21 protein-coding genes are annotated in these 20,801 nt (G+C 67.7%); 11 read left to right on the top strand and 10 right to left on the bottom strand.

The window, feature by feature from the left end:
• Positions 1 to 37: 37 nt before the first annotated feature.
• Positions 38 to 448, top strand: coding sequence for an MAPEG family protein (locus D7X99_RS42910; protein ID WP_158627073.1), 411 nt, complete (start codon positions 38 to 40; stop codon positions 446 to 448).
• A 31-nt stretch (positions 449 to 479) separates the two neighbouring features.
• On the opposite strand, the gene D7X99_RS26310 is transcribed toward D7X99_RS42910, so the two are convergent.
• Both D7X99_RS26310 and D7X99_RS26305 read right to left on the bottom strand, forming a co-directional pair.
• A complete protein-coding gene (locus D7X99_RS26310; RefSeq protein WP_121780184.1) occupies positions 480 to 1,010 on the bottom strand; it encodes a hypothetical protein in 531 nt (176 codons plus the stop codon).
• A gap of 225 nt (positions 1,011 to 1,235) precedes the next feature.
• Complete coding sequence (locus D7X99_RS26305) at positions 1,236 to 2,120, bottom strand: LysR substrate-binding domain-containing protein (protein ID WP_014395108.1); 885 nt, start codon at positions 2,118 to 2,120, stop codon at positions 1,236 to 1,238.
• Positions 2,121 to 2,222: 102 nt separating this feature from the next.
• Here D7X99_RS26305 and D7X99_RS26300 point away from each other — a divergent pair, with 102 nt between their 5' ends.
• Both D7X99_RS26300 and D7X99_RS26295 read left to right on the top strand, forming a co-directional pair.
• Positions 2,223 to 3,854: an acetolactate synthase large subunit gene (locus tag D7X99_RS26300; RefSeq protein ID WP_121780183.1), complete on the top strand. Its 1,632-nt coding sequence runs from the start codon at positions 2,223 to 2,225 to the stop codon at positions 3,852 to 3,854.
• 33 nt (positions 3,855 to 3,887) lie between these two features.
• On the top strand, positions 3,888 to 5,321 hold the full coding sequence (locus D7X99_RS26295) for an aldehyde dehydrogenase family protein (RefSeq protein ID WP_121780198.1): 1,434 nt from the start codon (positions 3,888 to 3,890) through the stop codon (positions 5,319 to 5,321).
• A 68-nt stretch (positions 5,322 to 5,389) separates the two neighbouring features.
• Here D7X99_RS26295 and D7X99_RS26290 read toward each other — a convergent pair whose 3' ends face one another.
• A complete protein-coding gene (locus tag D7X99_RS26290) occupies positions 5,390 to 5,884 on the bottom strand; it encodes a hypothetical protein (protein WP_121780182.1) in 495 nt (164 codons plus the stop codon).
• 288 nt (positions 5,885 to 6,172) lie between these two features.
• Here D7X99_RS26290 and D7X99_RS26285 point away from each other — a divergent pair, with 288 nt between their 5' ends.
• Entirely contained in the window at positions 6,173 to 6,829 is a 657-nt protein-coding gene (locus D7X99_RS26285) for a hypothetical protein (protein ID WP_233613743.1), read from the top strand.
• Positions 6,830 to 6,847: 18 nt separating this feature from the next.
• Here the strand turns inward: D7X99_RS26285 and D7X99_RS26280 are convergent, their stop codons facing one another.
• Positions 6,848 to 7,912, bottom strand: a complete 1,065-nt coding sequence (locus D7X99_RS26280) for a hypothetical protein (RefSeq protein WP_121780180.1) — start codon at positions 7,910 to 7,912, stop codon at positions 6,848 to 6,850.
• A 38-nt stretch (positions 7,913 to 7,950) separates the two neighbouring features.
• On the opposite strand from D7X99_RS26280, the gene D7X99_RS26275 reads away from it, so the two are divergent.
• The 3 genes from D7X99_RS26275 to D7X99_RS26265 all read left to right on the top strand — a co-directional run bounded on the left by D7X99_RS26275 (position 7,951) and on the right by D7X99_RS26265 (position 10,821).
• Positions 7,951 to 9,003, top strand: coding sequence for a sensor histidine kinase (locus D7X99_RS26275; RefSeq protein ID WP_121780179.1), 1,053 nt, complete (start codon positions 7,951 to 7,953; stop codon positions 9,001 to 9,003).
• Entirely contained in the window at positions 9,000 to 9,785 is a 786-nt protein-coding gene (locus D7X99_RS26270; RefSeq protein WP_121780178.1) for a LytTR family DNA-binding domain-containing protein, read from the top strand. The genes D7X99_RS26275 and D7X99_RS26270 overlap by 4 nt, the downstream gene beginning before the upstream one ends.
• A 103-nt stretch (positions 9,786 to 9,888) precedes the next feature.
• The gene (locus D7X99_RS26265) at positions 9,889 to 10,821 is read left to right on the top strand and encodes a PD40 domain-containing protein (RefSeq protein WP_121780177.1); all 933 of its coding nucleotides are present in this window, start codon (positions 9,889 to 9,891) and stop codon (positions 10,819 to 10,821) included.
• A gap of 96 nt (positions 10,822 to 10,917) precedes the next feature.
• Here D7X99_RS26265 and D7X99_RS26260 read toward each other — a convergent pair whose 3' ends face one another.
• The 4 genes from D7X99_RS26260 to D7X99_RS44320 all read right to left on the bottom strand — a co-directional run bounded on the left by D7X99_RS26260 (position 10,918) and on the right by D7X99_RS44320 (position 15,213).
• The gene (locus tag D7X99_RS26260; protein ID WP_121780176.1) at positions 10,918 to 11,724 is read right to left on the bottom strand and encodes a hypothetical protein; all 807 of its coding nucleotides are present in this window, start codon (positions 11,722 to 11,724) and stop codon (positions 10,918 to 10,920) included.
• A gap of 84 nt (positions 11,725 to 11,808) precedes the next feature.
• Positions 11,809 to 13,779, bottom strand: coding sequence for a tetratricopeptide repeat protein (locus tag D7X99_RS26255; RefSeq protein WP_121780175.1), 1,971 nt, complete (start codon positions 13,777 to 13,779; stop codon positions 11,809 to 11,811).
• A 4-nt stretch (positions 13,780 to 13,783) separates the two neighbouring features.
• Positions 13,784 to 15,022, bottom strand: coding sequence for a site-2 protease family protein (locus D7X99_RS26250; RefSeq protein ID WP_121780174.1), 1,239 nt, complete (start codon positions 15,020 to 15,022; stop codon positions 13,784 to 13,786).
• A 56-nt stretch (positions 15,023 to 15,078) separates the two neighbouring features.
• Positions 15,079 to 15,213 (bottom strand): hypothetical protein, encoded by a 135-nt coding sequence (locus D7X99_RS44320; protein WP_255429572.1) that lies wholly within the window; start codon positions 15,211 to 15,213, stop codon positions 15,079 to 15,081.
• A gap of 142 nt (positions 15,214 to 15,355) precedes the next feature.
• On the opposite strand from D7X99_RS44320, the gene D7X99_RS26245 reads away from it, so the two are divergent.
• Both D7X99_RS26245 and D7X99_RS26240 read left to right on the top strand, forming a co-directional pair.
• Positions 15,356 to 15,901 carry an ester cyclase gene (locus tag D7X99_RS26245; protein ID WP_121780173.1) on the top strand — a complete coding sequence of 182 codons (546 nt, stop codon included), beginning with the start codon at positions 15,356 to 15,358 and terminating at the stop codon, positions 15,899 to 15,901.
• 204 nt (positions 15,902 to 16,105) lie between these two features.
• A complete protein-coding gene (locus D7X99_RS26240; protein ID WP_121780172.1) occupies positions 16,106 to 16,441 on the top strand; it encodes a hypothetical protein in 336 nt (111 codons plus the stop codon).
• Between the two features lie 72 nt (positions 16,442 to 16,513).
• Here the strand turns inward: D7X99_RS26240 and D7X99_RS43920 are convergent, their stop codons facing one another.
• Positions 16,514 to 16,687: a hypothetical protein gene (locus tag D7X99_RS43920; protein WP_233613748.1), complete on the bottom strand. Its 174-nt coding sequence runs from the start codon at positions 16,685 to 16,687 to the stop codon at positions 16,514 to 16,516.
• 233 nt (positions 16,688 to 16,920) lie between these two features.
• On the opposite strand from D7X99_RS43920, the gene D7X99_RS43910 reads away from it, so the two are divergent.
• On the top strand, positions 16,921 to 17,193 hold the full coding sequence (locus tag D7X99_RS43910) for a hypothetical protein (RefSeq protein WP_233613746.1): 273 nt from the start codon (positions 16,921 to 16,923) through the stop codon (positions 17,191 to 17,193).
• Between the two features lie 93 nt (positions 17,194 to 17,286).
• On the opposite strand, the gene D7X99_RS26230 is transcribed toward D7X99_RS43910, so the two are convergent.
• On the bottom strand, positions 17,287 to 18,870 hold the full coding sequence (locus D7X99_RS26230) for an amidohydrolase family protein (RefSeq protein WP_121780171.1): 1,584 nt from the start codon (positions 18,868 to 18,870) through the stop codon (positions 17,287 to 17,289).
• Between the two features lie 297 nt (positions 18,871 to 19,167).
• Here D7X99_RS26230 and D7X99_RS26225 point away from each other — a divergent pair, with 297 nt between their 5' ends.
• On the top strand, positions 19,168 to 20,757 hold the full coding sequence (locus tag D7X99_RS26225; RefSeq protein WP_121780170.1) for an adenosine deaminase: 1,590 nt from the start codon (positions 19,168 to 19,170) through the stop codon (positions 20,755 to 20,757).
• The last annotated feature ends 44 nt before the right edge of the window (positions 20,758 to 20,801 follow it).

The raw sequence follows: 20,801 nt of genomic DNA, 5'->3' as shown, positions 1-20,801 counted from the left end.
TAGCGTCCCAGCCTTCTCGTGGTTGGAGGCTCTCTCTTTGACGAATCCCCTGCTCGGCACGCTCTCCCTGGTCCCGGTGACTTCGCTCTACGCCGCGCTCAACGCCTTCCTCACGCTGGCGCTCTCCATCAACGTCAGCCTGGTCCGCACGAAGCTCAAGGTGTTCCGGGGCGACGGAGGCCATGCCGGCCTCGGGTCCGCCATCCGCGCGCATGGCAACAACGTCGAGCAGGTTCCCCTGGCGCTCATCCTGCTGTTGTTGGCGGAGCTGAGCGGTGGGAACTCGACGGCGCTCCATGTCTTCGGCGGTGCGCTGCTCGTGGCGCGCCTGGCGCATGCCTTCGGGCTGCTCCGCACGAATCCCATCCAGGCGGTCGGCGCGACGCTGACCCTGGTCGTGCAGTTGGGCCTGGCGGGATGGGTGCTCTGGCTGCGGCCCTGGGGCTGATGGAGTTTCCCCAGGGCGCGAGCTTCGGGGGCTACCGTTTGGCGATGTTCAGGCGAACGTTGCCGCACTCACCCTCGTAGCCCTCGACGATGATGAGCAACTGGCTGCCCTTGATGAGCGTGAGGGTGATGCCGGACGTCAAGAGGTCGCCCGTGTCATCGTTGCACTTCAGGACCTCATTCGTGGCCTTGTAGTTCCGGATCTCCATGATGGTGTCGAAGTTGGAGTTCCTCGTGCTGAACGCATAGGTCGCCGTCTCGGGGACCTTCCACACCCAGGAGACGTCTCGCGACGAACCCGAGCGGCACGTGGTCGCCCACTGATTGCTCGCCGTGCAGCTCGTGGGGTAGGTCGCGACCGGACTTCCCAGGGCGCTCCCCAGATCTCCCACGAGCGTCTGGGCCTCCACGCGCCGGGGCTCCTCGGACTGGTTGTCGTCCAGGACCTCGGCCTCCCCGGGAACGGAGCCGTCGAGCTCCTCACCCTCCGGAAGAGGACCGCAAGCACCGAGGAACAACGCACACGAGGCCACACCCACAAGGGATTTGCCGATGTTCGCCATGGTTCACCTGGGCACGCCGCCATCCGGGACAGGAAGGCCCGCCTCCCCCGCATGGGGAAATCCGGCCGGGCGGACATGGATGGCTGTGTCCGCCTTGAACCCAAGAGTGCATCCACCCACGAATGACAGCCATTGCCCCAGCCGGCCACGACACGTGTCATTTGTGGATAGTATGGATTCCTTGTTCTCCCAGTCTCCCAATGGATGAGATGGGAGGGGGCGGACCTACCCCACGTCTTCCTTTGCCCGAGTCCGGACCTCCGCCGCGAACAGCTCCGCCGCGGGTGTGCGAGGGGCACCCTTGCGCCAGAGGAGCGCCGCCAGCTCCGAGCGGGGCGCGGGGGACAGCCGCTTCACCACCAGCCGCTCCGCATCCGCGAGTCGCGGCTCCGGAAGCACCGTGACGGCGAGGCCCGCGCGGACGATGGCCAGTACGGTGGCCACCGCGTTTGATTCGAGTGCGATGCGAGGCGCGAACCGCATCGCCGCGAAGTGCGCGTCCACGCGGGCGCGCACCCGCAGGCCGCGTGACAGCAGCGCGAACGGCTCCTCCGCGAGCAGCTTCACCCCCACGGACTCCGCACCCGCCAGTGCATGCCCCCGTGCGACGACGAGCGCGAGCCGGCTGTCGAAGACGGGCTCCGCGTCCAGGTCCGCCAGGCGCGCGGGCGCATAGCCCAGGCCCACGTCCAGCTTTCCGTCCGCCAGCTGCCGCTCCAGCTTCCGGACCACGGCCTCCTGCGCGCTCAGCGCCAGCCCGGGATGTCTGCGAAGCACCGCCGTCAGCGCCGGCACCACGAGGCCTCGCATGCTCGGGGGATAGCCCACGCGCAGTGCCCCCGTGGCGAGTCCTCGCAACGCGCCCACCGCGGACAGGCCCGCGTTCACGTCCTCCAGCGCGCGGGACGCATACGTGCGGAACAGCTCCCCAGCCTGCGTGAGCCGTACCCCGGTGCGAGCCCTCTCGAAGAGCGGTGTTCCGACCTCTTCCTCCAACTGGTGGATCTGGTGCGACAGCGTGGGCTGGGAGACGTGCAACCGCCGCGCGGCGCGCCCGAAGTGCAACGCGTCCGCGACGGCGGAGAAGTAGCGGAGGTGTCGGAGCTCCATGGAACCATCATAGACGGCGTCTATCGACTCGATGAAAACAGACGAATGTACGAATCGCTGCCCCTGGGTACATCTTCCTCGTCACCGAAGGAGAGGCACCCCATGAAGGCATCGGATCTGTTCGTGAAGGCGCTCGAAGCGGAGGGCGTGCGCTGTGTCTACGGACTCCCCGGCGAGGAGAACCTGGACCTGCTGGAGTCCATGCGCACCGCCGGCATGCGCCTGGTCGTCACACGGCACGAGCAGGCGGCCGGGTTCATGGCCGCCACGCAGGGACGGCTCACCGGACGCGCGGGCGTGTGTCTGGCGACGCTGGGGCCGGGGGCCACCAACCTCGTCACCGCGGCCGCGTACGCGCAGCTTGGCGCCATGCCCATGGTGATGCTCACCGGCCAGAAGCCCATCAAGGTGAGCAAGCAGGGACACTTCCAGATTGTCGACGTCGTCGGGATGATGCGGCCGCTCACCAAGTCGACCCGCACGCTCGTCTCCGCGGAGCACGTGCCCTCGGCGGTCCGTGAGGCCTTCCGCCGCGCGGAGGAGGAGCGCCCCGGCGCCACCCACCTGGAACTGCCCGAGGACGTGGCTCGCGAGCCCACCGACGCCGTGCCCCTGTCGCCCGGTGTCGCGCGCAGGCCCGTGGCGGACGAGGCGTCCATTGCCCAGGCGGTGGAGACGCTCGCGTCGGCCCGCCGCCCGCTGTTGATGATTGGCGCGGGGGCCCACCGCAAGCTGACGTCGGAGATGCTCCGCGCCTTCGTGGACCGCGTGGGGCTGCCCTTCTTCAGCACGCAGATGGGCAAGGGCGTGGTGGATGAAACGCATCCACTGTGGATGGGCACGGCCGCGCTGTCCGACGGCGACTTCGTCCACCGCGCCATCGAGGCCTCGGACTGCATCCTCAATGTGGGCCATGACGTCATCGAGAAGCCCCCGTTCGTCATGCGCGATGGCCGCCGCACGGTCATCCACCTGAACTTCTCCTCGGCGGAGGTGGACCCCGTGTACTTCCCGCAGGTGCAGGTGACGGGAGACCTGGCGAACGCCGTGTGGCGCATCGCGGAGGGAGTGGGGCCGCGCTCACACTGGGACTTCACGCCGTTCGAGAGGTCGCGGGCGGGGCTCGACGCGCAGTTCGTCAGTGGCGCCGCGGACGACCGCTTCCCCATCTACCCAGCGCGGCTGGTCGCGGAGGTGCGCCGCGCCATGCCGGATGACGGCGTCGTGTGCCTGGACAACGGCATGTACAAGCTGTGGTTCGCCCGCTACTACCGCTGCCGTCGGCCCAACACGCTGCTGCTCGACAACGCGCTCGCGACGATGGGCGCGGGCCTGCCGTCCGCCATCGCCGCGAAGCTCGTGCACCCCCGGCGCAAGGTGGTGGCCGTCTGCGGTGACGGCGGGTTCATGATGAACTCGCAGGAACTGGAGACGGCGGTGCGGCTGAAGCTGGACCTGACCGTGATTGTCGTCCGCGACGACGCCTACGGGATGATCCGCTGGAAGCAGGAGGAGATGGGCCTGCACGACTTCGGGATGACGTTGGGCAATCCCGACTTCGTCCGCTACGCGGAGGCCTACGGAGCGCGAGGCCACCGCCCGGCGAGCGCCACCGAGTTCGGCGCCACGCTCACGCGCTGCCTGGAGTCGGGCGGAGTGCACGTCATCGACCTGCCCATTGATTACACGGACACCGCGCGGGCGCTCGGTGCCGGTCCCCTGGTGGAGTCGTGAGCCATGGGCACACACGCGAAGGAGAGGAACGTCATGCTGGCTGAGCGCTATCCGTACTACGTGGCCAACCGCCCGAGGCAGCCCAACGCGGAGCTGCCCGTCACCGACAAGTACACCGGGGAGGTCGTCACGCGAGTGGCCGTCGCGGACGCGGCCGCCGTGGAGGAGGCCATCGCCGCGGCGGTGCGCGCGACGGGGCCCATGCGCAAGCTGGCGCCGTATGCCCGGCAGCAGGTGCTGGAGCACTGCGTGCGCCGCTTCCAGGAGCGAGCGGAGGAGTTCGCGCTCGCCCTCTGCATCGAGGCGGGCAAGCCGCTGCGCGACGCACGGGCGGAGGTCACCCGCCTCATCGAGACCTTCAAGGCGGCGGCGGAGGAGGCGGTGCGCGGCGGCGGAGAGGTCCTCAACCTGGAGGTGTCATCGCGCGCCGCGGGCTACCGGGGCTTCACGCAGCGCGTGCCGGTGGGACCGTGCTCCTTCATCACGCCGTTCAACTTCCCGCTCAACCTGGTGGCGCACAAGGTGGCGCCCGCCATCGCCGCGGGCTGCCCCTTCGTCCTCAAGCCGTCGGACCGCACGCCGGTCAGCGCGCTGCTCATGGCGGAGGTGCTCGCGGAGACAGCGCTGCCCGAAGGCGCCTTCTCCGTGCTGCCCACGCGTCTGGAGGACGTGGGGCCCTTCATCGAGGACGACCGGCTGAAGCTGTTGTCGTTCACCGGCTCGGAGAAGGTGGGTTGGGATTTGAAGGCCCGAGCCGGCCGCAAGAAGGTGGTGCTGGAGCTGGGTGGCAACGCGGCCTGCGTGGTGGACGCGGACCAGGCCGGGCGCCTGGACTTCGTCTCGGACCGCATCACCCAGGGGGCCTTCTTCCAGGCGGGGCAGAGCTGCATCTCGGTGCAGCGAGTACTCGCGCACGAGTCGCTGTACGACGCTCTGCGGGAGCGGCTCGTCGCGAGGGCGAAGGCCCTGCGCGCGGGCAATCCCCGGGATGAGTCCACCACGCTGGGGCCGCTGATTGACGAGCCCGCGGCGCGGCGGCTGGAGGGATGGATTCAACAGGCAGTGGAGCGAGGGGCCAAGGTGTTGACGGGAGGAGGGCGGCGCGGCGCGCTGCTCGAAGCCACCGTGTTGGAAGGCGTGCCCGAAGACGCGGCGCTGTGCGCGGAGGAGGCCTTCGGTCCGGTGGTGCTGCTCCAGCCGTTCCACGACTTCGACGAGGCCCTTCACCGGGTGAATGACAGCCGTTACGGCCTCCAGGCGGGCCTCTTCACGCAGGATCTGTCCCGGGCGATGCGGGCCTGGGACGAACTGGAGGTGGGCGGTGTCGTCGTCGGTGACGTGCCCAGCTTCCGGGTGGACACCATGCCGTATGGCGGCGTGAAGGGCTCCGGCCTGGGCCGCGAGGGCGTGCGCTACGCCATGGAGGACATGACGGAAGTGCGGCTGCTGGTGCTCCGCCCGGGGTGAGTCGTCCCTTTCGTGACATGAGGCCCCACGGCGCGACCAGGGGCCTCATGGATGTGGAAGCCGAGGGACTATTGAATCCGCTCCTCCACGAGCAACCGGACCTGCTCGTAGTACTCATTGACGCGGTACTCCTGCCTCAAATCCTGCAACTCGGCCTCCAGGGACTGCTCCTGCTCCAGCGTCCACGAGGGGCTGGCATCGGAGAGCTCTAGGACCCGCCCCATGCTCGGTGAGGCGCAGGCGCACAGAGGGAGGTTGAGGTTGACCTTCCAGTTCGTATTGGGATCGTTGACGTAGGCGCTGACGAGCGCGCTGCATGCGGCAGGAGTGGGGGCGGCCACCGTCATCCATTGGATGATGTGCTGTTCGTTCCCTTCCGCGGGCCACAGCTGCAGGTAGGCCGTGCAGTTGCCGGTGAACTCCGGGTTGGGGTTCGTGCCGGTGCCGCCGCCGTAGATGGTGGCGACCGCACCCCATTGCGCCCCATTGACGGCGGCATGGACAGTCGCGGCGAAGCCCGCGACGAGGCAGGCGCCCACGAAGATTCCAAAGGACTTCTTCATTTGTTGCTCCAGCGGAAGGCCGGCCAGGCCCTGCTCAAGGGGCCGCCCGGCAAGTGGAGCCCGTGCACAAAGCACAAGGCGTGCCGCGAATGTCTCCTCTGGAATTGCGAAGGTGCTTTTCGTGAACTGTGGCAACTATTGCCACAGGATGCTGCCGATTGTGACGCCTGAGGCCACATGGAGAGGGTTTGGGTGCCGCGTTTGGGGATGGGAGGTATTGGCGGTGGAGTAGAGTGCTGGGGACTCCGGCGCGCATTCCCGCCGGCCCCTGGAAAGGACCCCACCGTGATGCTCTTGAAGGCTGTCGTCCTCCTGTCGCTGGCTTCAGCACCTCCCGCGAAGCCGGCGGCGAGCGCTGGCTGTGCCACCACCAACATCGAGACCGCGCTCAAGTACCTGGAGGTACACCTCAAGGCGACCGCGAAGTCGGCCAAGGCCGTGGACCCCGACGATGAATCCGGGCGGCCCCTCGGGGATGAATTCGTAGGGCTGAAGTGGAATGTCCGCGACGTGCCCAACGGCTACCTGTCCACGGAGGACGACTCCGGCACGACCTTCGAGGCCGCCCTCTTCAAGAACCCGGAGGGCTACCACCTGGCGATCGTGGGCACCGGGGCCTCGGTCATCAACACCGCGGTCTACCGCTGTGACAAGTCGGGCTGGACGCTCGAGAAGAACGCCCTGGATGTGCCCCTCGAGAAGGCCATCCAGCTCTACGACAACGCGGGGCTCATCGCGCCCAAGGGCAAACCCGGGCTGACCCGGAAGCACCTCAACGATTGGGGAGGCTCCATCCTGGCCTACCACCTGCCCCGGAAGGGCCGGGTCATCCGCATCACGTCCTACGTGGATGAGCCCGACTCCGCCTATGGCAAGGAGCTGGGCACCTTCGAGTACGTCCAGTCGAAGTTCCAGGTCGTCCCGCTCAAGACGAAGGCGAAGTGAGCGGCTCGCGGAGGGGCCTCAATTCGACAGCTGCTGGCAGAGGGTCCCTCCGCTGGCGTTCTTCACGTAATACATCAGGCCGACATTCGGATCCTTGAGCACCGACCCGAAGGCGGATGAGAACGCATTGAAGTCCGTGAAGAAGACGTGACCGCTGAAGTTGGGGTCGCGGTAGTAGATGCAGTCCTTGTTCACGCTGACCCCACAGATGGCGATGGCATGCGTGGATGCCCCCGACGTCGCGACCAGCGGGCACTTGTATGCGGCGAAGCCAACCGACTTCGTATAGTTGTGCATCGTGTTGCTGTCGATCGCCCCCATGCTGAGCGGGGAGCCACACCAGAGCGGGCCGTGGGCCTTCATGAAGACGTCGAGCTTGCTGGTGCTGCTCAGGGTGTCCATCGTCGTCAGCTTGTCCAGACCCTTGAAGCCCAGCATCGTCAGTAGATAGCCGCGGGCGAAACCCTGCTTCTTCCATTCCGTGAATTGTTGCAGGGACGCCTCGACCTCCTGGGCGCTGTGCTTCTTGGTGGCGACGAAGCTGCTTTCAATCTGGCTGCGATAGAAGCGAATGGTTTGTTCGCTGTGCTGCCCGGTCAGGACCTGAAGGACCTCGTCCAGCCCGTCGAACCGCCGCCCTTCGAGTTGGTTGAGGGAGCCCTGGATGTTTTGCGGCAACGGCATGTCCTGCGGCCGGATGAAGGTCGGCATGGGCACCCGCTGCATATTGGTAGGGTTGACCATGGAGTCCGGCAGGTGGTCCCACTTGTAGACGGGGTCCAGGGCCTTGAACCCCGTCCGGCTCAACGCGGAGTTGAGCTGCACCTTGTCCTTGTTCTTCGCCGAGCCCATGAAGCCCTGGTGCGCCTGCAGCAGCTCCTGGTCGCCCAGGTTGTTCAGGTTCTGGCCGTTGTCGGCGATGAAGGTGCTGATCTTCCGGATGAGGGAGATCCACTTCTGTCCGGCGGGAGGCCATGGCTCATGGCAGCGGGCCACCATCTTGGCCGCGTAGTACCAGCACGTCGGGCCCTTCTGGGCGTTGGTCGAATTGCCGATGGAGGGCACCGCGTAGAGGATCGACATGGCGTTCCGAGCATAAGCCGGGCGTAGAGTGCGGCGTCATGGCACGTCGCGGAAACTGGCAGGGGTGGGCGGTCGCAACCGCCTATTGGTCGCTGGCCGGCCTGGCGGCCGCGAGCGAATCCCACTCCGTGGGTGGGATGGAATGGGGACATGCGCTGCTCACGTCGATGGCGGCCCACGTCCTCTGGGTGCCCCTCTCCATGGCCATCCTCGAGTTCGGGCTGCGCTTCCCGCTGGAGCGGCGGCAGGTGACGTCGCGGGTCGCGCTCCACGTGGCCGGAGCGCTCGCCGTCTCGTTCATCCGCGCGGCGATGATCTTCTCCCTGGACCCCTGGGTCGGCTGGTACGCGCAGCGTCCGCCCTTCGTGGACGTGCTCGAGCACGCGCTGCTCTCCAACCCGTTCGTCTATCTGACCGTGCTCGGCGTGGCGCACGCCGTCTACTACGCGGACCAGCTGCGTCTGAGGGACACCCAGCTGGCCCGCGCGCAGCTGCACGCGCTCAAGGCGCAGCTCCACCCCCACTTCCTCTTCAACACGCTGAACTCCATCTCCGCGCTCGTGCATCGCGACCCGAACGGGAGCGAGCGGATGATCGCGCGGCTGAGCGACCTGCTCCGCGGCACGCTCGACGCCGCGGGCACGGAGGAGGTGTCGCTCCAGGAGGAGCTGCGAGCCCTGCAGCCGTACCTGGACATCCAGGGGGTGCGCTTCGCGGACCGGCTCACGGTGAAGCACGACATCGCGCAGGACGCGCTCGGCGCCCACGTCCCGCACCTCGTGCTCCAACCGCTCGTGGAGAACGCCATCCAGCATGGAATCGCGCCGGGCTCGGAGCCGGGGACGGTGACGCTGGTCGCTCGGCGCCAGGGGCCCGAGCTCCACCTGGAGGTCCGTGACGACGGCGTCGGCCTCAAGGAGCGCCCGGCGGACATCTCCCAGGGCGTGCGCGGCGGCCGGGGCCTGCGCATCACCCGCGAGCGCCTGGTGCAGCTGTATGGCGGTGCCCACCGGCTGGAGCTCCGGGACGCGGCGGGCGGCGGCACCACGGTGGCGCTCGCCATTCCCTTCCGCACGGAGCCCTCGCCATGAGCGCCGCCATGCGCGTGCTCATCGTCGACGACGAGCCGCTCGCCCGTCAGCGCCTGAAGGACCTGCTGGCGGAGGCCCCCGACATGCAACTCGTGGGGGAGTGCCGCAACGGCCACGAGGCCATCGCGGCCATTGGAGCCGAGCGTCCGGACCTGGTGCTGCTGGACGTGGAGATGCCCGGGCCGGACGGCTTCGGCGTCCTCCGGGCGCTCGCCCCCGGCCCCGCGCCCGCGGTCATCTTCGTCACGGCCCACCGGGACTTCGCGGTGCAGGCGTTCGAGGCCAACGCGCTCGACTACCTGCTCAAGCCCTTCGACCGTGAGCGCTTCCGCTCGAGCCTGGAGCGTGCGCGCGACCGGCGGCGGACCGTGCCGTCCTCCCTGGACGCGGCGCTGCTCGAACGGCTCGAGTCGCTCGCCGCCCGTCCATCCGCCACACCCGAGCGCTACGTGACGCGGCTCGTGGCCCGGGTGGGGTGGCGCATGCGCTTCCTCCCCGTGGAGGACATCGACTACCTGAAGGCGGAGGGGAACTACGTCGCCGTGCACGTGGGCAAGCAGTCGCACCTCACGCGCGAGACGATGGCGGCGCTGGAGGAGAAGCTCGACCCCAGGCAGTTCCTGCGCGCGCATCGCTCATTCATCGTGCGGTTGGACCGCATCGAAGAGGTGGAGCCGCTCCCTCCCGGTGAGTACGTGTTCGTCCTGCGGGATGGCACGCGGCTGACCTCGGGCCGCAGCTACCGCGCGCAGGTGCAACGCGCGCTCGAGTTGCAGACGTGAGGCTGCGTTCCACCGTTCGTCCCTGACCCTCCACGGTTCGTCACATCTCCTTGGACCGCTTCGCCGCCGCCGGGCGACGGTGCCTTCAACAAAGGAGATGCACATGCGTCGTTTCGCCAGGCAGTGGTCGATGAACGTCCTCCTCGCCGTCTCCGCGGTGGCGGTGTCCGGTGCCGCAGGGGCCCAGGAGCTGGAGTCGGAGTTCGCGTTCGGGTCGCGGCCCCGGTGCGAGCCGGGAGGCAGCCTCTTCGCGCCCGGAGAGATTTCCCTGGAGGAGCGCTCGGAGTACCGGCTCGCGCTGTCCGCGGATGGGAAGACGGCGTACTACCACGTCGACTCGGACACGCCGCCGTACCAGGCCATCTACGTGGCCCACCTGAAGAACGGCCACTGGGGGCCCGGTGAAGTGGTGTCGTTCTCGGGCACGTACAAGGACTCGGATCCGTTCCTCTCTCCGGATGGGCAGTCCCTCTTCTTCTCCTCCACCCGCCCCGCGAACGGAGGCGCCGAGCGCCCGGACACCGACCTCTGGGTCGTGCACCGCGTCCGCAACGGCTGGGGGACGCCCGAGCACCTGGGGCCACTCGTGAACTCGCCGAGGGAGGAGCTGTACCCCAGCGTGACGCGCGACGGGACCGTCTACTTCGCGAGCGGCACGTTCGATACGGACTTCGACATGTACCGCGTCCGGCGTCAGGGCAATCGCTACACCGCGCCGGAGAACCTGGGCCCCGCGGTGAACAGCCCTGACTCGTGGGAATACAACCCCTGGGTGTCCCCGGATGGGCGGGTGCTCGTCTTCGCCGCGCTCAACCGCCCCGGAGGCTACGGACTGGGCGACCTCTACGTGAGCTTCAACGTCGCGGGCACCTGGACGCCCGCCGCGAACCTGGGGCCGTCGGTGAACACGGAGAAGGACGAGTTCCACCCCACGCTGAGCCGCGACCTGAGCCAGCTCTACTTCGTGCGGCAGACGTGGGACCCGTTCGTGCCTTCGGACTTCTACCACCTGGACACGCGCTGCCTCTGGCGTTGACAGCGAAGGCTGTGACCGGAATTGCCACGCATGTAGCCGGATTCGTAGCGAATCCGGCTACACGCGAAGGTCCTGACCGCTATCGCCTCTCAGACATCAGGGGGTGCGTGCCACCTTCTGGAGGGTGAAGCTTTGCAGCCCCACTCCCTGGAGGGACACTTCCCGGAGCGCGTGTGAGTTGGATTGGACGCCTTCGGGCCGGAAGGTGACGAGGTCCACCGCGACCGACAGCGTGTGGTCGGGGAAGCGGACGGGCTTGGGGAACGGAAAGTCCAGCCCGCCCGTGCAGCCCTCACCATTGGGGCCGGCGATGACGCCATGGCCACTGCCCCACCTCCCGGGGAAGGCCACGAGCCGGGAGAACTTCGCGTCATCCCCCGGGCCCGCCGGGCCACCGAAGCTCTCCGGGACGGGGGCCACGCCGAAGCGTTCGAAGGCCAGCTGCCCTCCGACGTAGCCGCGCACGGTGTAGGTGGAGGCCCCGTGGACAGACGGGTCCACGTAGATGGCGCCCTGGTTCTCCGCCTTCGAGCGGGCCACCACCACCCGCTCCAGCAGCTCCGACGTGCCGTCCGGCTGCGCCCCGATGAAGGTCAGCAGCATCCGGCTGTTCCAGTCCGGCTCCAGCGGGCTCAGCCAGGCATCCCAGCCGGTGGCGCCCTCCAGGCGGAGGCTCACCCCCGCCTGCTTGCCATCCTTGCTCTGGACGAGCAGCCCCTCGTTCGTGGCGGACAGCTGCGAGGCGTCAATCGGGCAGCTCTCCACGCCGGAGAACCACGTGCAGCCTTCGCCCGTCGCGTCCCTGGCGATGCCCGGCGTCGCGGCGAACAGCAGCCCGACGCCCAATCCGAGTCCGAGTGCGTTACGAATGAGTGAGCCGCGATTCTTCCAGCGCATGTCCATGGCCTTGCTCCGTGGAGAGGGGTTGGGGGTCCTGCGCTGGAAAGTGATTGCACGGGCCATGCCTGTCTGGCGCCTGGGGTCCGCTCATGCCGCTTGCAGCCGCGCGTCGAGCGCCGCGAGCCGTGCTTCCACCTCGTCGCGGTCCTCCGCGGCGGGGGACAGGACAAGGTATTGGCGGAAGTCCTCGCTCGCCTCGCGCAGCCGCCCCAGCTGCTCCCGGGCCAGGGCCCGGTTCTGGAACAGGTCGGCCGTCCCTGGCGCCAGGTCGATGGCCCTGTCCAGGTCCGCCGCCGCCTCGGCGAGCTGATCCGCCTCGAAGTGGAGGGAGGCGCGGTTGGCCCAGACCAGGGCTTGCTGGCCGTCCAGCGCCAGGGCCGCGCTGTAGTCCTCGATGGCCTCCTGGATGTGCCCCAGGGCCTCATGGGCCTGCGCCCGCCCCACCCGTGGCAGCACCTGGGTGGGATCCAATTCGAGTGCCTTGGAATAGGCGTGGATCGCATCACTCCACTTCTGCATCCGCCGCCAGGCCTGTCCCAGGTTGGTCCACACCTCCCGGTACGGGGGGCTCAGCTCGATGGCGCGCAGATAGTCGGCCACGGCCTCCTCCAGCCGGTCCATGCGCAGGTACACGCTCCCCCGCTCGTTGAAGTACTCCGAGTAGTGGGGGTCCATCTCGATGGCCGCCGAGTAGTTGTGCAGGGCGTCCTCGTAGGCTCGGATGGACATGTTGACCTGCGCGATGTTGTAGAGCAGCACCGAGCGATGCAGCCGGTGCCGCTCCTGGTGCAGGTGGCGCCGCAGGTGGTCGAACCCCTCGCGGCACAGCTTGATGGCCTCGTCGGGACGGCCCTGGCGGTGGCGGATGAGGGCGAGCCCGTTGAGGTTGAAGACGGTGAGGAAGTGCTTCTCGTCGTCAGGGAGGGTGCAGCGCTCCACCGCGTCCCGGGCCCGCTCCAGGAACTGCTCCGCCAGCGTGAAGTCGGGCTTCTTCAGGAAGCGCGCGTGCATCATGGACAGCGAGTAGCAGATGCTCACCAGGTCGTTGGGTTCGGTGATCTTGGAGTAGGCCTCGTGGAACACCAGGTCGTGGGCCTTCTCGGGCTCTCCGGTCGCGACCAGGGCGTTGAAGAGCCCCGCGATGATGTCCCACCGGCTGAACTTGCCGTTGTTGGCGATGGCGGAGTCCAGGTCCTCCAGGATGGGCCGCGCGAAGGTGAGCGCGTCCTCGTAGTACCCATGGTGGTTGTAGAGGGAGAGCGCCAGGCAGTGCCAGCGCAGGGCCCGTTCCGGGGTCCGGCTCCTGCTCCAGAGCGAGATGAGGCGTGGCAGGTACATCTCCGCGTTCTGTCTGCCGTGGATGCGCGACTCCAGCTCCCGCGCCTCCTGTCCCTGCTGGTCCGGATCCACGGCGGGCGGCGCCTCGTGCGGCAGGTCCAGCACGGCGTGCGTGACGGGGCACTGCTCTCCCAGGCGGCCGCGAAGTGTTTCCCCCTGCCCGGGGCTGATCGCCAGGAGCAGGGTCAGCGCGTCACCGTCCGCGTACCGCCGCGAAAGCTCCGCGAAGAAGCGCATCACCAGGGCGCCTGCCCGGTCCGCGGCGTCGAAGGCGAGCACCCAGGGGGCGCCGTCGATGCGCTCCCGCCATGAGAGCATCAGGTCCACGCAGCCATGCAGCAGCCGGAACGCGCGGTCGATGGGATAGCTGCGGACGCGCTCGGGGGCGGGGGTGGAGTCCGTCAGGCTGAGCCGTCCCTGGGCGAGCTTGCCATCCAGTTCGGGGAGGATGTGTTCCAGCTCGTAGGCGTGCTTCTCGAGGAGGTCCGGGGCCTCCGCCCGCAGGCGGGGGAGCATGTTCCGCAGGAGCTGCTGGAGGCCCGTCCACGGACCCGCTTCGTTGATGTCCGCGTTGAACACGTGGGCGTTGGCCGCGGTGCCTGCCTCCGCGACCACCTGCTGGAGCAGGCGCTCCCGGGAGGGGCCCTCCGCGGCCTCCAGCACGGCGGTGTGGCCACGAACCTCGGAGAAGGACAGGGTCGAGCGGGGAGGGGTCTGCATGGCTTTACCTCGTCGGACGGCGGGCGGGAGTGCGCAGCTCGCGGATCCAGAGTGTCAGTCCCAGCGTCGCCGTCACCAGCCAGACCGTGATGACGAACAGGGAGTCCAGGAAGGCATACAGGCCGCCCTGGAGCCCCGCGGCGATGGCGCGCAGGATGAGGGGAAGGTAGTGGATGATCAGCGGTACCTGGACGAAGAACACCAGCCCGAAGGCCAGCATCCGGCCGGCGAGCCAGACGGCCGAATAGCGCGCGATGACCCGCCGTTCCCGCTGGGGGATATGGGATTGGTCCACCGGACCGCTCCTGCCGCGCAGCCGGGCGAGCTGATTGCGCAGGAAGTCCTCCGTGTCCTGCATCAAATCCTTGCAGTCCCAGAACGTGGTCAGCGCGTAGTAGAAGTCCGTGCGCACGTAGAAGTAGCACTGCCACAGCAGGCGCATCCCGTGGATGAACAGGAGGATGGTGCCTATCCGGAGCATCCACTCGGAGAGGAGGATGAGGCCCTTCTGGGATGCGAGCAGCACCAGCAACACCAGCGACGCGCAGACGGCATCGTAGATGGGGCCCGCGAGGATGGGCAGAAAGCGCTGGGACCTGGGGAGCGCCCAGACGCCCGTCATGTCCGTTTCAGCCACCAGGGTCCAGAGCCGGTTGCCGAAGCCCAGCCTGCATGACACGCCCCTGGACCGCGCCGCCACCAGGTGGGCCAGCTCATGGAGCGCGAGCGTGGACAGGCTCAGGAACATCACGAGCAGCGACGTGGCGGTGATGTGCTCCGGGATGAAGAGGGCGCGCCACGTGGGCAGCAGGCCGGGGTGCGTGACGAGCGCGACGACGCCCGCGAGGATGACCGCCCCGTAGAGGGCCACGGCCACGCGGCCAAAGAAGAAGCGGGCCACGCGCTCGGAGATGAAGGTCAGGTGGTACGTCGGCCGGGTGGCCGCCGGAGTGACGGACGGGGCCGGCTGGGGGACCGTTCCTGGCAGGCTCACGATGCCATACGCGGACAGGTGCTCCAGGAGCCCTTCGATGTCGGGTTCCTCCCCGTAACGGGACTCGTACCAGGTCCGGGCCTCGGACACCGTCTTGCCCAGGGCCAGCTCGTCCAGCAGCGCCACCGCCTCCAGCGGGAGGGACAGGAACCGTCCGGCGGGCGTGGGGCCGATGACCACCTCATCGCTTCCGGCCTGGCGCGTGAAGGGATGGACGGTGACGGACGCGGCGTGATCGAGCCAGCTCATGTCGGGATGAAGAGGACTGCGGCCCGGGCCGCAGTCCCCCCTGTCACGAGGTGAAATCAGTTCGCGGTGAGGACGTCACCGAGGACTTCACACAGAGGGAAGCAGACCTTGCAGTCATAGAAGGCCGCCGTCGTCTTCACGGTCTCCACTTCACGGATCACGAACTTCTTCATCGCGCTCTTCTTGTCCATGTGCGGCTCCTTTTGAGTTGCAATTGGAATTGTGGAATTTTAGACGGTCCGTGTCAATCCGACCTCCGCGATAAAGCAGGATTGTATCGAGGCGGTCGGGCGCCGGACCCTTCAGAAACATCCCCCGGCAAGAGAGACAGGCATGCTCACGGCGCAGGTCCGCAAGGCGCGGCAGAAGCTGGTGTTGGCCCATTTCCACGACGAGGTGCGACAGGACTGGGACGCCGTCCTGTCGACCTTCCCTCATCCGCATTACGAGCTCATCCCCACCCTGACGGTGCATGACGGCAACAGCGCGGTGCGCGACTACTACCGCGAAACCCGCGTGGCCTTCCCGGACCAGCACCACGAGATCATCTCGTTTCGGCACAGCGATGACGCCGTCATCGTGGAGTTCTGGCTCATGGGCACCCACCTGGGGCCGCTGGGGCGGATTCCCGCCACGGGCAACACGTTCCGGGTGCGCATGTCTGCGTACTTCATCTTCGACGCGTCGGAGACCCTGGTGTGCGAGCGCGTCTATTTCGACACGCTCAGCATCCTCAAACAGCTCGTCGGTGGGCTGGACATGAAGAACCCGAAGAACTGGCTGCTCGCCGCGCGGTGCCTCAAGGGCCTGCTGGCGATGTCCGGCGACAAGCCGGTGCCCATCCTCACCCAGACGACTCCGCCCGTCTTCAACGACTGATTCACGCACGGTGGGCCGGTCCAAGAGACCCCAGGATGTCAAGGTGGGAACCTTCTGTTCAGAATCCGCAGTCCTCCCAGGCGTAGGAGGTAAATCCAGTTTGTTCTGTTTGTTCTTGAATATAGTGTTCGAGTCTGTGGATGGTGGCCATCCACGCGGTGCGTCCCTTCGGGCGTCCCTGACTGACCGAGAGAAAGACCAACCATGAAGAAGCTGCTCCTGGGGCTCATGCTGGCCGCGGTTCCGCTGGTGGGATGTGGGACGGGTGTGGAGGACTACCCGTCCGACAACGCCGAGATGATCTCCACCGAGTCCGGTCAGAACATCATCCTCGACCACGACCCGATGACGTCGTCGGACGAGCCGCTGGCGTCGATGGAGTCGCCGTCCGAGGTTTCGGCGATGGGCCCCAACTGCTGGGTCACGCTCCTGTACTGTAAGTGGCCGGGCACGGACATCGGCGTCTGTAAGGACAACGGCAAGTGCACCACCAAGCAGCTCAAGGACAACTGCATCGCGCTCTACAACAAGACCTGCTAGGCCTTTCAAGGCCTTGCGTCTGTCCAGGAAGTCCGGCGCCCACGAGGGAGGCCGGGCTTCTTGTCTGGGGGCCTACAGCCCCGTGCTCTTGAGCAGCACGTACGCGTTCTCGCTGGGGAAGTACCCGGGCGAGAAGATGTTCGCCTCCGTGACGAAGGCCTTGTCGCCCAGGATGGCCAGCTTCGGTCCGGTGGTGGAGCGGATGAACAGCGGCACCGCCAGCGGCGTCTCCGGCCAGCGCACCACGCCGGCGTGCCGAAGGACATGTCCAGCTCACCGTTGGCCAGCAGGCGGAAGAGCACGGGCTTCGCGTACACGTCCGCGAAGACGAGGATCTTCCCATCCGTCTGGATGCGCAGACCGCTGACGTCCACCACGTCGAGCACGCCGACGGGTGCGGTGAGCTCCCGCACGCCCGCGGGGCCGAAGGTGACGTCCGGCTTGCCGTCCGCCGTGTACGCCACGAGCTTGAGCACGCCGTGCGCTTCGCCGCCGACCTTCGCGTCCTGCCGTTCGCCCGCGAGCAGCAGGCCTCCGTTGGGCCTCGCCACGAGGGCGTGGGCCTGGCCGCCCTCGCTCTTCGCGATGCCGGAGGTCCCGAACGTCATGTCCTGGCTGCCGCTGGAGGTGATGCGCACGGCCGCGAAGTGGTCACCCCTGCCCAGGACGACGCTGGAGCCCTGGAGCACCATGCCCTGCACCGCTTCGGCATCCGTGTACGCGCCGCCAATCCAGCCTTCCGCACGCTGTGATTCATTCGAAATGTCCCTTCCGGCACTGTCCAGTGCCGCCGTCGCACCGGGGTTACGCCGTCAGGGGCATTTATTTCCTCGGCCGGACGCCTTTCACGCGTAGTCCGACCTCAGTTGTTGTTTCAGTGTGTCATCCAGATTGATCTGCGACGACAGGAGTTCCCAGTAGTCCGGCCCGCCCACGGTGGGCGCGTCGAGCGTGATCCGCCCGGCCACGCGTTCGAGGTCGGTGACGAACGTGGAGGCATCCGGGCCGGAGGCGACGACGTCCTGCGGCTCATTGTCGAGCACGAGTTCGAAGGGCCTGGGGGCACCGGAACGCAGCTGATCGCGCTCCTCGCGCTCCATCCGCCGCCGGAAGTCCGGCAGGTCCGCCATGGCCTCTTCGAGGAGGGAGCGCGCCGCTTCGAAGCCCACGTCGTTGAGGGGGGAGTCGTCCGTCCACAGGGAGAAGGCCTTCTCGACGCCGTCGACGGTCCAGGGCTCGGAGGGATGGCCCGGGTCGAAGGCGAGCGGTTCCATCAGCGCGCGGTCTCCGTAGCGGGCAACGCCATCCACGACGACGAGGCGCACCTCTTTCTCCGTCGCGGAGATCAACGCGTCATAGGGGTCGCCGTCGGTGCCCGCGATGACCAACAGGTCCGCGAGGGCGTTGGCGCGGAGCGTGCCCAGCTGGGTCTGCCAACCCGTGACCCGGGCGGCGTCCGCCGTCACCGAGCGCACCAATGTCTTCGAGGACAGGGACACGCCCTGTCGCGCTGCTTCGTGGCGGGCGACCTTCAGCTCCTGAAGGAGGTTCTTGCTGCCGGTAGGGGACCAATCACAGCCCAGGGAGAACGTCACGCCCGCGCCGAGCAGGTCCGCGATGTGCAGTGTCTGTCCATACAGCAGCAGGTTGCTGAAGGGGGACCACACGACCTTGGCGCCCATGGCGGCCATCCTGTCCAGGTCCGGGCGCTGCAATCCCAGACTGTGGATGCCAATCAGTGAAGGCTGGACGAGGTCATGGTCGGCCAGGTCGGCGTAGCGGCGGTGGGCGTAATCATCCACGCCTTCGCCCAGGTGGTAGAAGTACGCGGCGCGGGACTTCAGGGCGTCGCGGAAGGATTCGATGTCCTCGGCGTCGTCATGCAGGTCCATCACGCGGGTGCTGCCCGCGGGCAGGTGGTCGTCGCGAGGTTCCTCGACGTTGCGCATGGCGCCCCGGAAGAGGGCTTCTCCGCCGGACACGCGGGTCCGGATGCCCTGACCGGTGGTCGTGCCCGCCAGCAGCGCCTTGGCTTCGATGTAGCGGACGACCGCGCGGGCAGAAGGGGAGTGGCCAGCAAGCACTCGGATGGGCAGGGAGATGCGCGTGGCGTATTCCGCGTGGCGAGGCCACTGGGTGCGATTGAAGTAGCGCTTCGGCACCCGCCACAGCGTCAGCACGTCGTAGACGAAGTGGTTGTGAAGGTCGATAAGCCCTGGATACAGCGTCCCGCCGGTGTCGATAGTGGGGGCGCTCCGGAAGGCCTCGGGGAGGGGGCCGCCCGACGGCTCGACCGCGACGATGCGGCTGCCACGGACGAGGACGCGCCCCCGTTCAATCACCTCGTCCCCGGAGTTGAGCGTCACCACCCGGCCTTCCAGGACGTAGTGGGGGACTGCTTCGGTGGGCTCGGGTGCTCCGGCGTTCATGGCTCGCCTCCCATGGCGGTGGGCCTCCCGGACTCCGGGGAGGAGCTACCGGCGGCCCCAGCAGCTTGAAGATAGGGACGACGGAGCCGGGAGGGTGGGGCGAGGGCGGGGCCGAGGGCGCCGCCCCGCGCCCGCTTCTGCCTCCGCGCGGAGCGAGCGGCGTCCGACCTGGGTCCCTCTTGAATCCATTCTCATATACATTCGAGTAAAATGAGATAGACGAGAAAATCGCTTCACGTTCTCCTTGGCACCCTGTACGGAGCGCCCCGCACCTCCACAAGGATTGCCATTACCCCCATGCTCAAGTTCTCATCATTCGCCATCGTCGCCGCGCTCGGTCTGAGCGCTTGTAGTGAAGAGGATCCCGTCCCGCCTGTTGAGAAGTCGCGAGAGGAGCGGGTCAACGAGCACATGGAGTCGCTGCGAAGCGACGCCACGGCGCTCGGGACCTTCCTTTTCGAGATGCCCAAGGGCGGCGACCTGCACAGCCACACCTCCGGCGCCATCACCACGGAGAAGCTGATTGCGTGGGGCGCCGAGGACGGCGCCTGCGTGAACACGACGACCTTCGTGGCCAGCAACCCGTGCGCGGCCGGTTCGGTGCCCCTGTCCCAGACGGAGAGCGACCTCGCCCTGCGGGATGCGGTGCTGAGCGCCTGGTCCATGGAGGACCACCCGGGGCCCCTGCTGACGGCGCACCAGCACTTCTTCGACGCCTTCGGCAAGTACGGCGCGGTGCAGAACGACTCGCGCAATGACGACAGCTACGCGGACATCCTCTCGCGCGCGGGCAGGCACCATCAGGTCTACGTGGAGCTGATGCAAGGCTTTGGCGCGGGCCGGGGTGGCAGCCTCGCGACGCCGCTGTTCACGTCCACGGACACCTGGGACAAGGCGACCCTGCTGGCCAAACGGCAGCAGCTCATCGCGCTGCCGGATTTCCAGAACGCCCTGACGGCGCAAGCCACCAGCATCGCGAACACCCTGACGGGCACTCGCACCCTGTTGGGGTGTGGCACGGCCCAGCCGGATCCCGGCTGCGGCGTGGAGGTGCGGCTCATCGTCTCCGCCAACCGCACCGCGGACCGGACGAACGTCTTCGGACAGTGGGTGTATGCCTATGAGCTGGCCCAGAAGGTGCCGGAGATCGTCGGCGTGAACCTGGTGTCCCCGGAGGAGAACGCCAACTCCCTGGCCTTCTACCAGGATGAGATGTTCGCCCTGGGCACGCTCGACGACTTCAATGACCAGGAGGTCGGCCGCAAGCTGGTCCATGTCTCGCTGCACGCCGGGGAGCTCATCCCGGCGGTGCTCACGGCGCAGGACCAGCAGCACATGACCTTCCACATCCGCGAGGCCGTGGAGAAGGCCCATGCGGAGCGCATCGGCCACGGCGCGGACGTGCTCGCCGAGACGTCTGGCGATGGCGCCGCGGACCTGCTGCGCGACATGCATGACGCGGGCGTGATGGTGGAGATCTGCCTGACCTCCAACCGCGTCCTGCTGGGCATGTCGGGAGAGGCGCACCCGCTCGCCGCCTATCTGAAGAACAACGTGCCGGTCGCGCTGTCGACCGACGACTCGGGGATCCTGCGCGGGGACATCACCCAGGAGTACGTCGCCGCCGCCACGGACCAGAAGCTCGAGTACAAGACGCTCAAGCAGATGGCGCGCGCCAGCCTGGAGCACGCCTTCGCGGAGGGCGACAGCCTCTGGGCCGCCCGGGATGACTTCTCCAAGACGGTGGATGCCTGCGCTTCCGACAAGCCGGAGCAGACCGCAGTGTCCGCCGGTTGCAACAGCTTCCTGGCCGCCAACACGCGCGCGATGTTGCAGTGGAAGCTGGAGATGCAGTTGGCCACCTTCGAGCGCGTCGTCGCCCCGTGAGTCCCCGCCTTCGCGCCTCCACGTCAGGAGGCGCGAAGGCCGCT

The organism is Corallococcus sp. AB032C (assembly GCF_003668935.1).
In the GTDB taxonomy this organism is placed as follows: Bacteria; Myxococcota; Myxococcia; order Myxococcales; family Myxococcaceae; genus Corallococcus; species Corallococcus exiguus.
The sequence above is the reverse complement of the archived record's forward strand: the minus strand, read 5'-3'. Positions and strand labels throughout refer to the sequence as shown.

What these genes read in the sequence shown, in the direction of transcription:
- D7X99_RS26290 (WP_121780182.1), bottom strand. Translation starts at nt 5,884, where the DNA reads ATGAAGAAGTCCTTTGGAATCTTCGTGGGCGCCTGCCTCGTCGCGGGC.
- D7X99_RS26250 (WP_121780174.1), bottom strand. Translation starts at nt 15,022, where the DNA reads ATGAGCTGGCTCGATCACGCCGCGTCCGTCACCGTCCATCCCTTCACG.
- D7X99_RS26225 (WP_121780170.1), top strand. Translation starts at nt 19,168, where the DNA reads ATGCTCAAGTTCTCATCATTCGCCATCGTCGCCGCGCTCGGTCTGAGC.
- D7X99_RS44320 (WP_255429572.1), bottom strand. Translation starts at nt 15,213, where the DNA reads ATGGACAAGAAGAGCGCGATGAAGAAGTTCGTGATCCGTGAAGTGGAG.
- D7X99_RS26310 (WP_121780184.1), bottom strand. Translation starts at nt 1,010, where the DNA reads ATGGCGAACATCGGCAAATCCCTTGTGGGTGTGGCCTCGTGTGCGTTG.
- D7X99_RS26275 (WP_121780179.1), top strand. Translation starts at nt 7,951, where the DNA reads ATGGCACGTCGCGGAAACTGGCAGGGGTGGGCGGTCGCAACCGCCTAT.
- D7X99_RS26305 (WP_014395108.1), bottom strand. Translation starts at nt 2,120, where the DNA reads ATGGAGCTCCGACACCTCCGCTACTTCTCCGCCGTCGCGGACGCGTTG.
- D7X99_RS26240 (WP_121780172.1), top strand. Translation starts at nt 16,106, where the DNA reads ATGAAGAAGCTGCTCCTGGGGCTCATGCTGGCCGCGGTTCCGCTGGTG.
- D7X99_RS26230 (WP_121780171.1), bottom strand. Translation starts at nt 18,870, where the DNA reads ATGAACGCCGGAGCACCCGAGCCCACCGAAGCAGTCCCCCACTACGTC.
- D7X99_RS26270 (WP_121780178.1), top strand. Translation starts at nt 9,000, where the DNA reads ATGAGCGCCGCCATGCGCGTGCTCATCGTCGACGACGAGCCGCTCGCC.
- D7X99_RS26245 (WP_121780173.1), top strand. Translation starts at nt 15,356, where the DNA reads ATGCTCACGGCGCAGGTCCGCAAGGCGCGGCAGAAGCTGGTGTTGGCC.
- D7X99_RS26300 (WP_121780183.1), top strand. Translation starts at nt 2,223, where the DNA reads ATGAAGGCATCGGATCTGTTCGTGAAGGCGCTCGAAGCGGAGGGCGTG.
- D7X99_RS26265 (WP_121780177.1), top strand. Translation starts at nt 9,889, where the DNA reads ATGCGTCGTTTCGCCAGGCAGTGGTCGATGAACGTCCTCCTCGCCGTC.
- D7X99_RS26280 (WP_121780180.1), bottom strand. Translation starts at nt 7,912, where the DNA reads ATGTCGATCCTCTACGCGGTGCCCTCCATCGGCAATTCGACCAACGCC.
- D7X99_RS26260 (WP_121780176.1), bottom strand. Translation starts at nt 11,724, where the DNA reads ATGGACATGCGCTGGAAGAATCGCGGCTCACTCATTCGTAACGCACTC.
- D7X99_RS26295 (WP_121780198.1), top strand. Translation starts at nt 3,888, where the DNA reads ATGCTGGCTGAGCGCTATCCGTACTACGTGGCCAACCGCCCGAGGCAG.
- D7X99_RS26285 (WP_233613743.1), top strand. Translation starts at nt 6,173, where the DNA reads ATGCTCTTGAAGGCTGTCGTCCTCCTGTCGCTGGCTTCAGCACCTCCC.
- D7X99_RS26255 (WP_121780175.1), bottom strand. Translation starts at nt 13,779, where the DNA reads ATGCAGACCCCTCCCCGCTCGACCCTGTCCTTCTCCGAGGTTCGTGGC.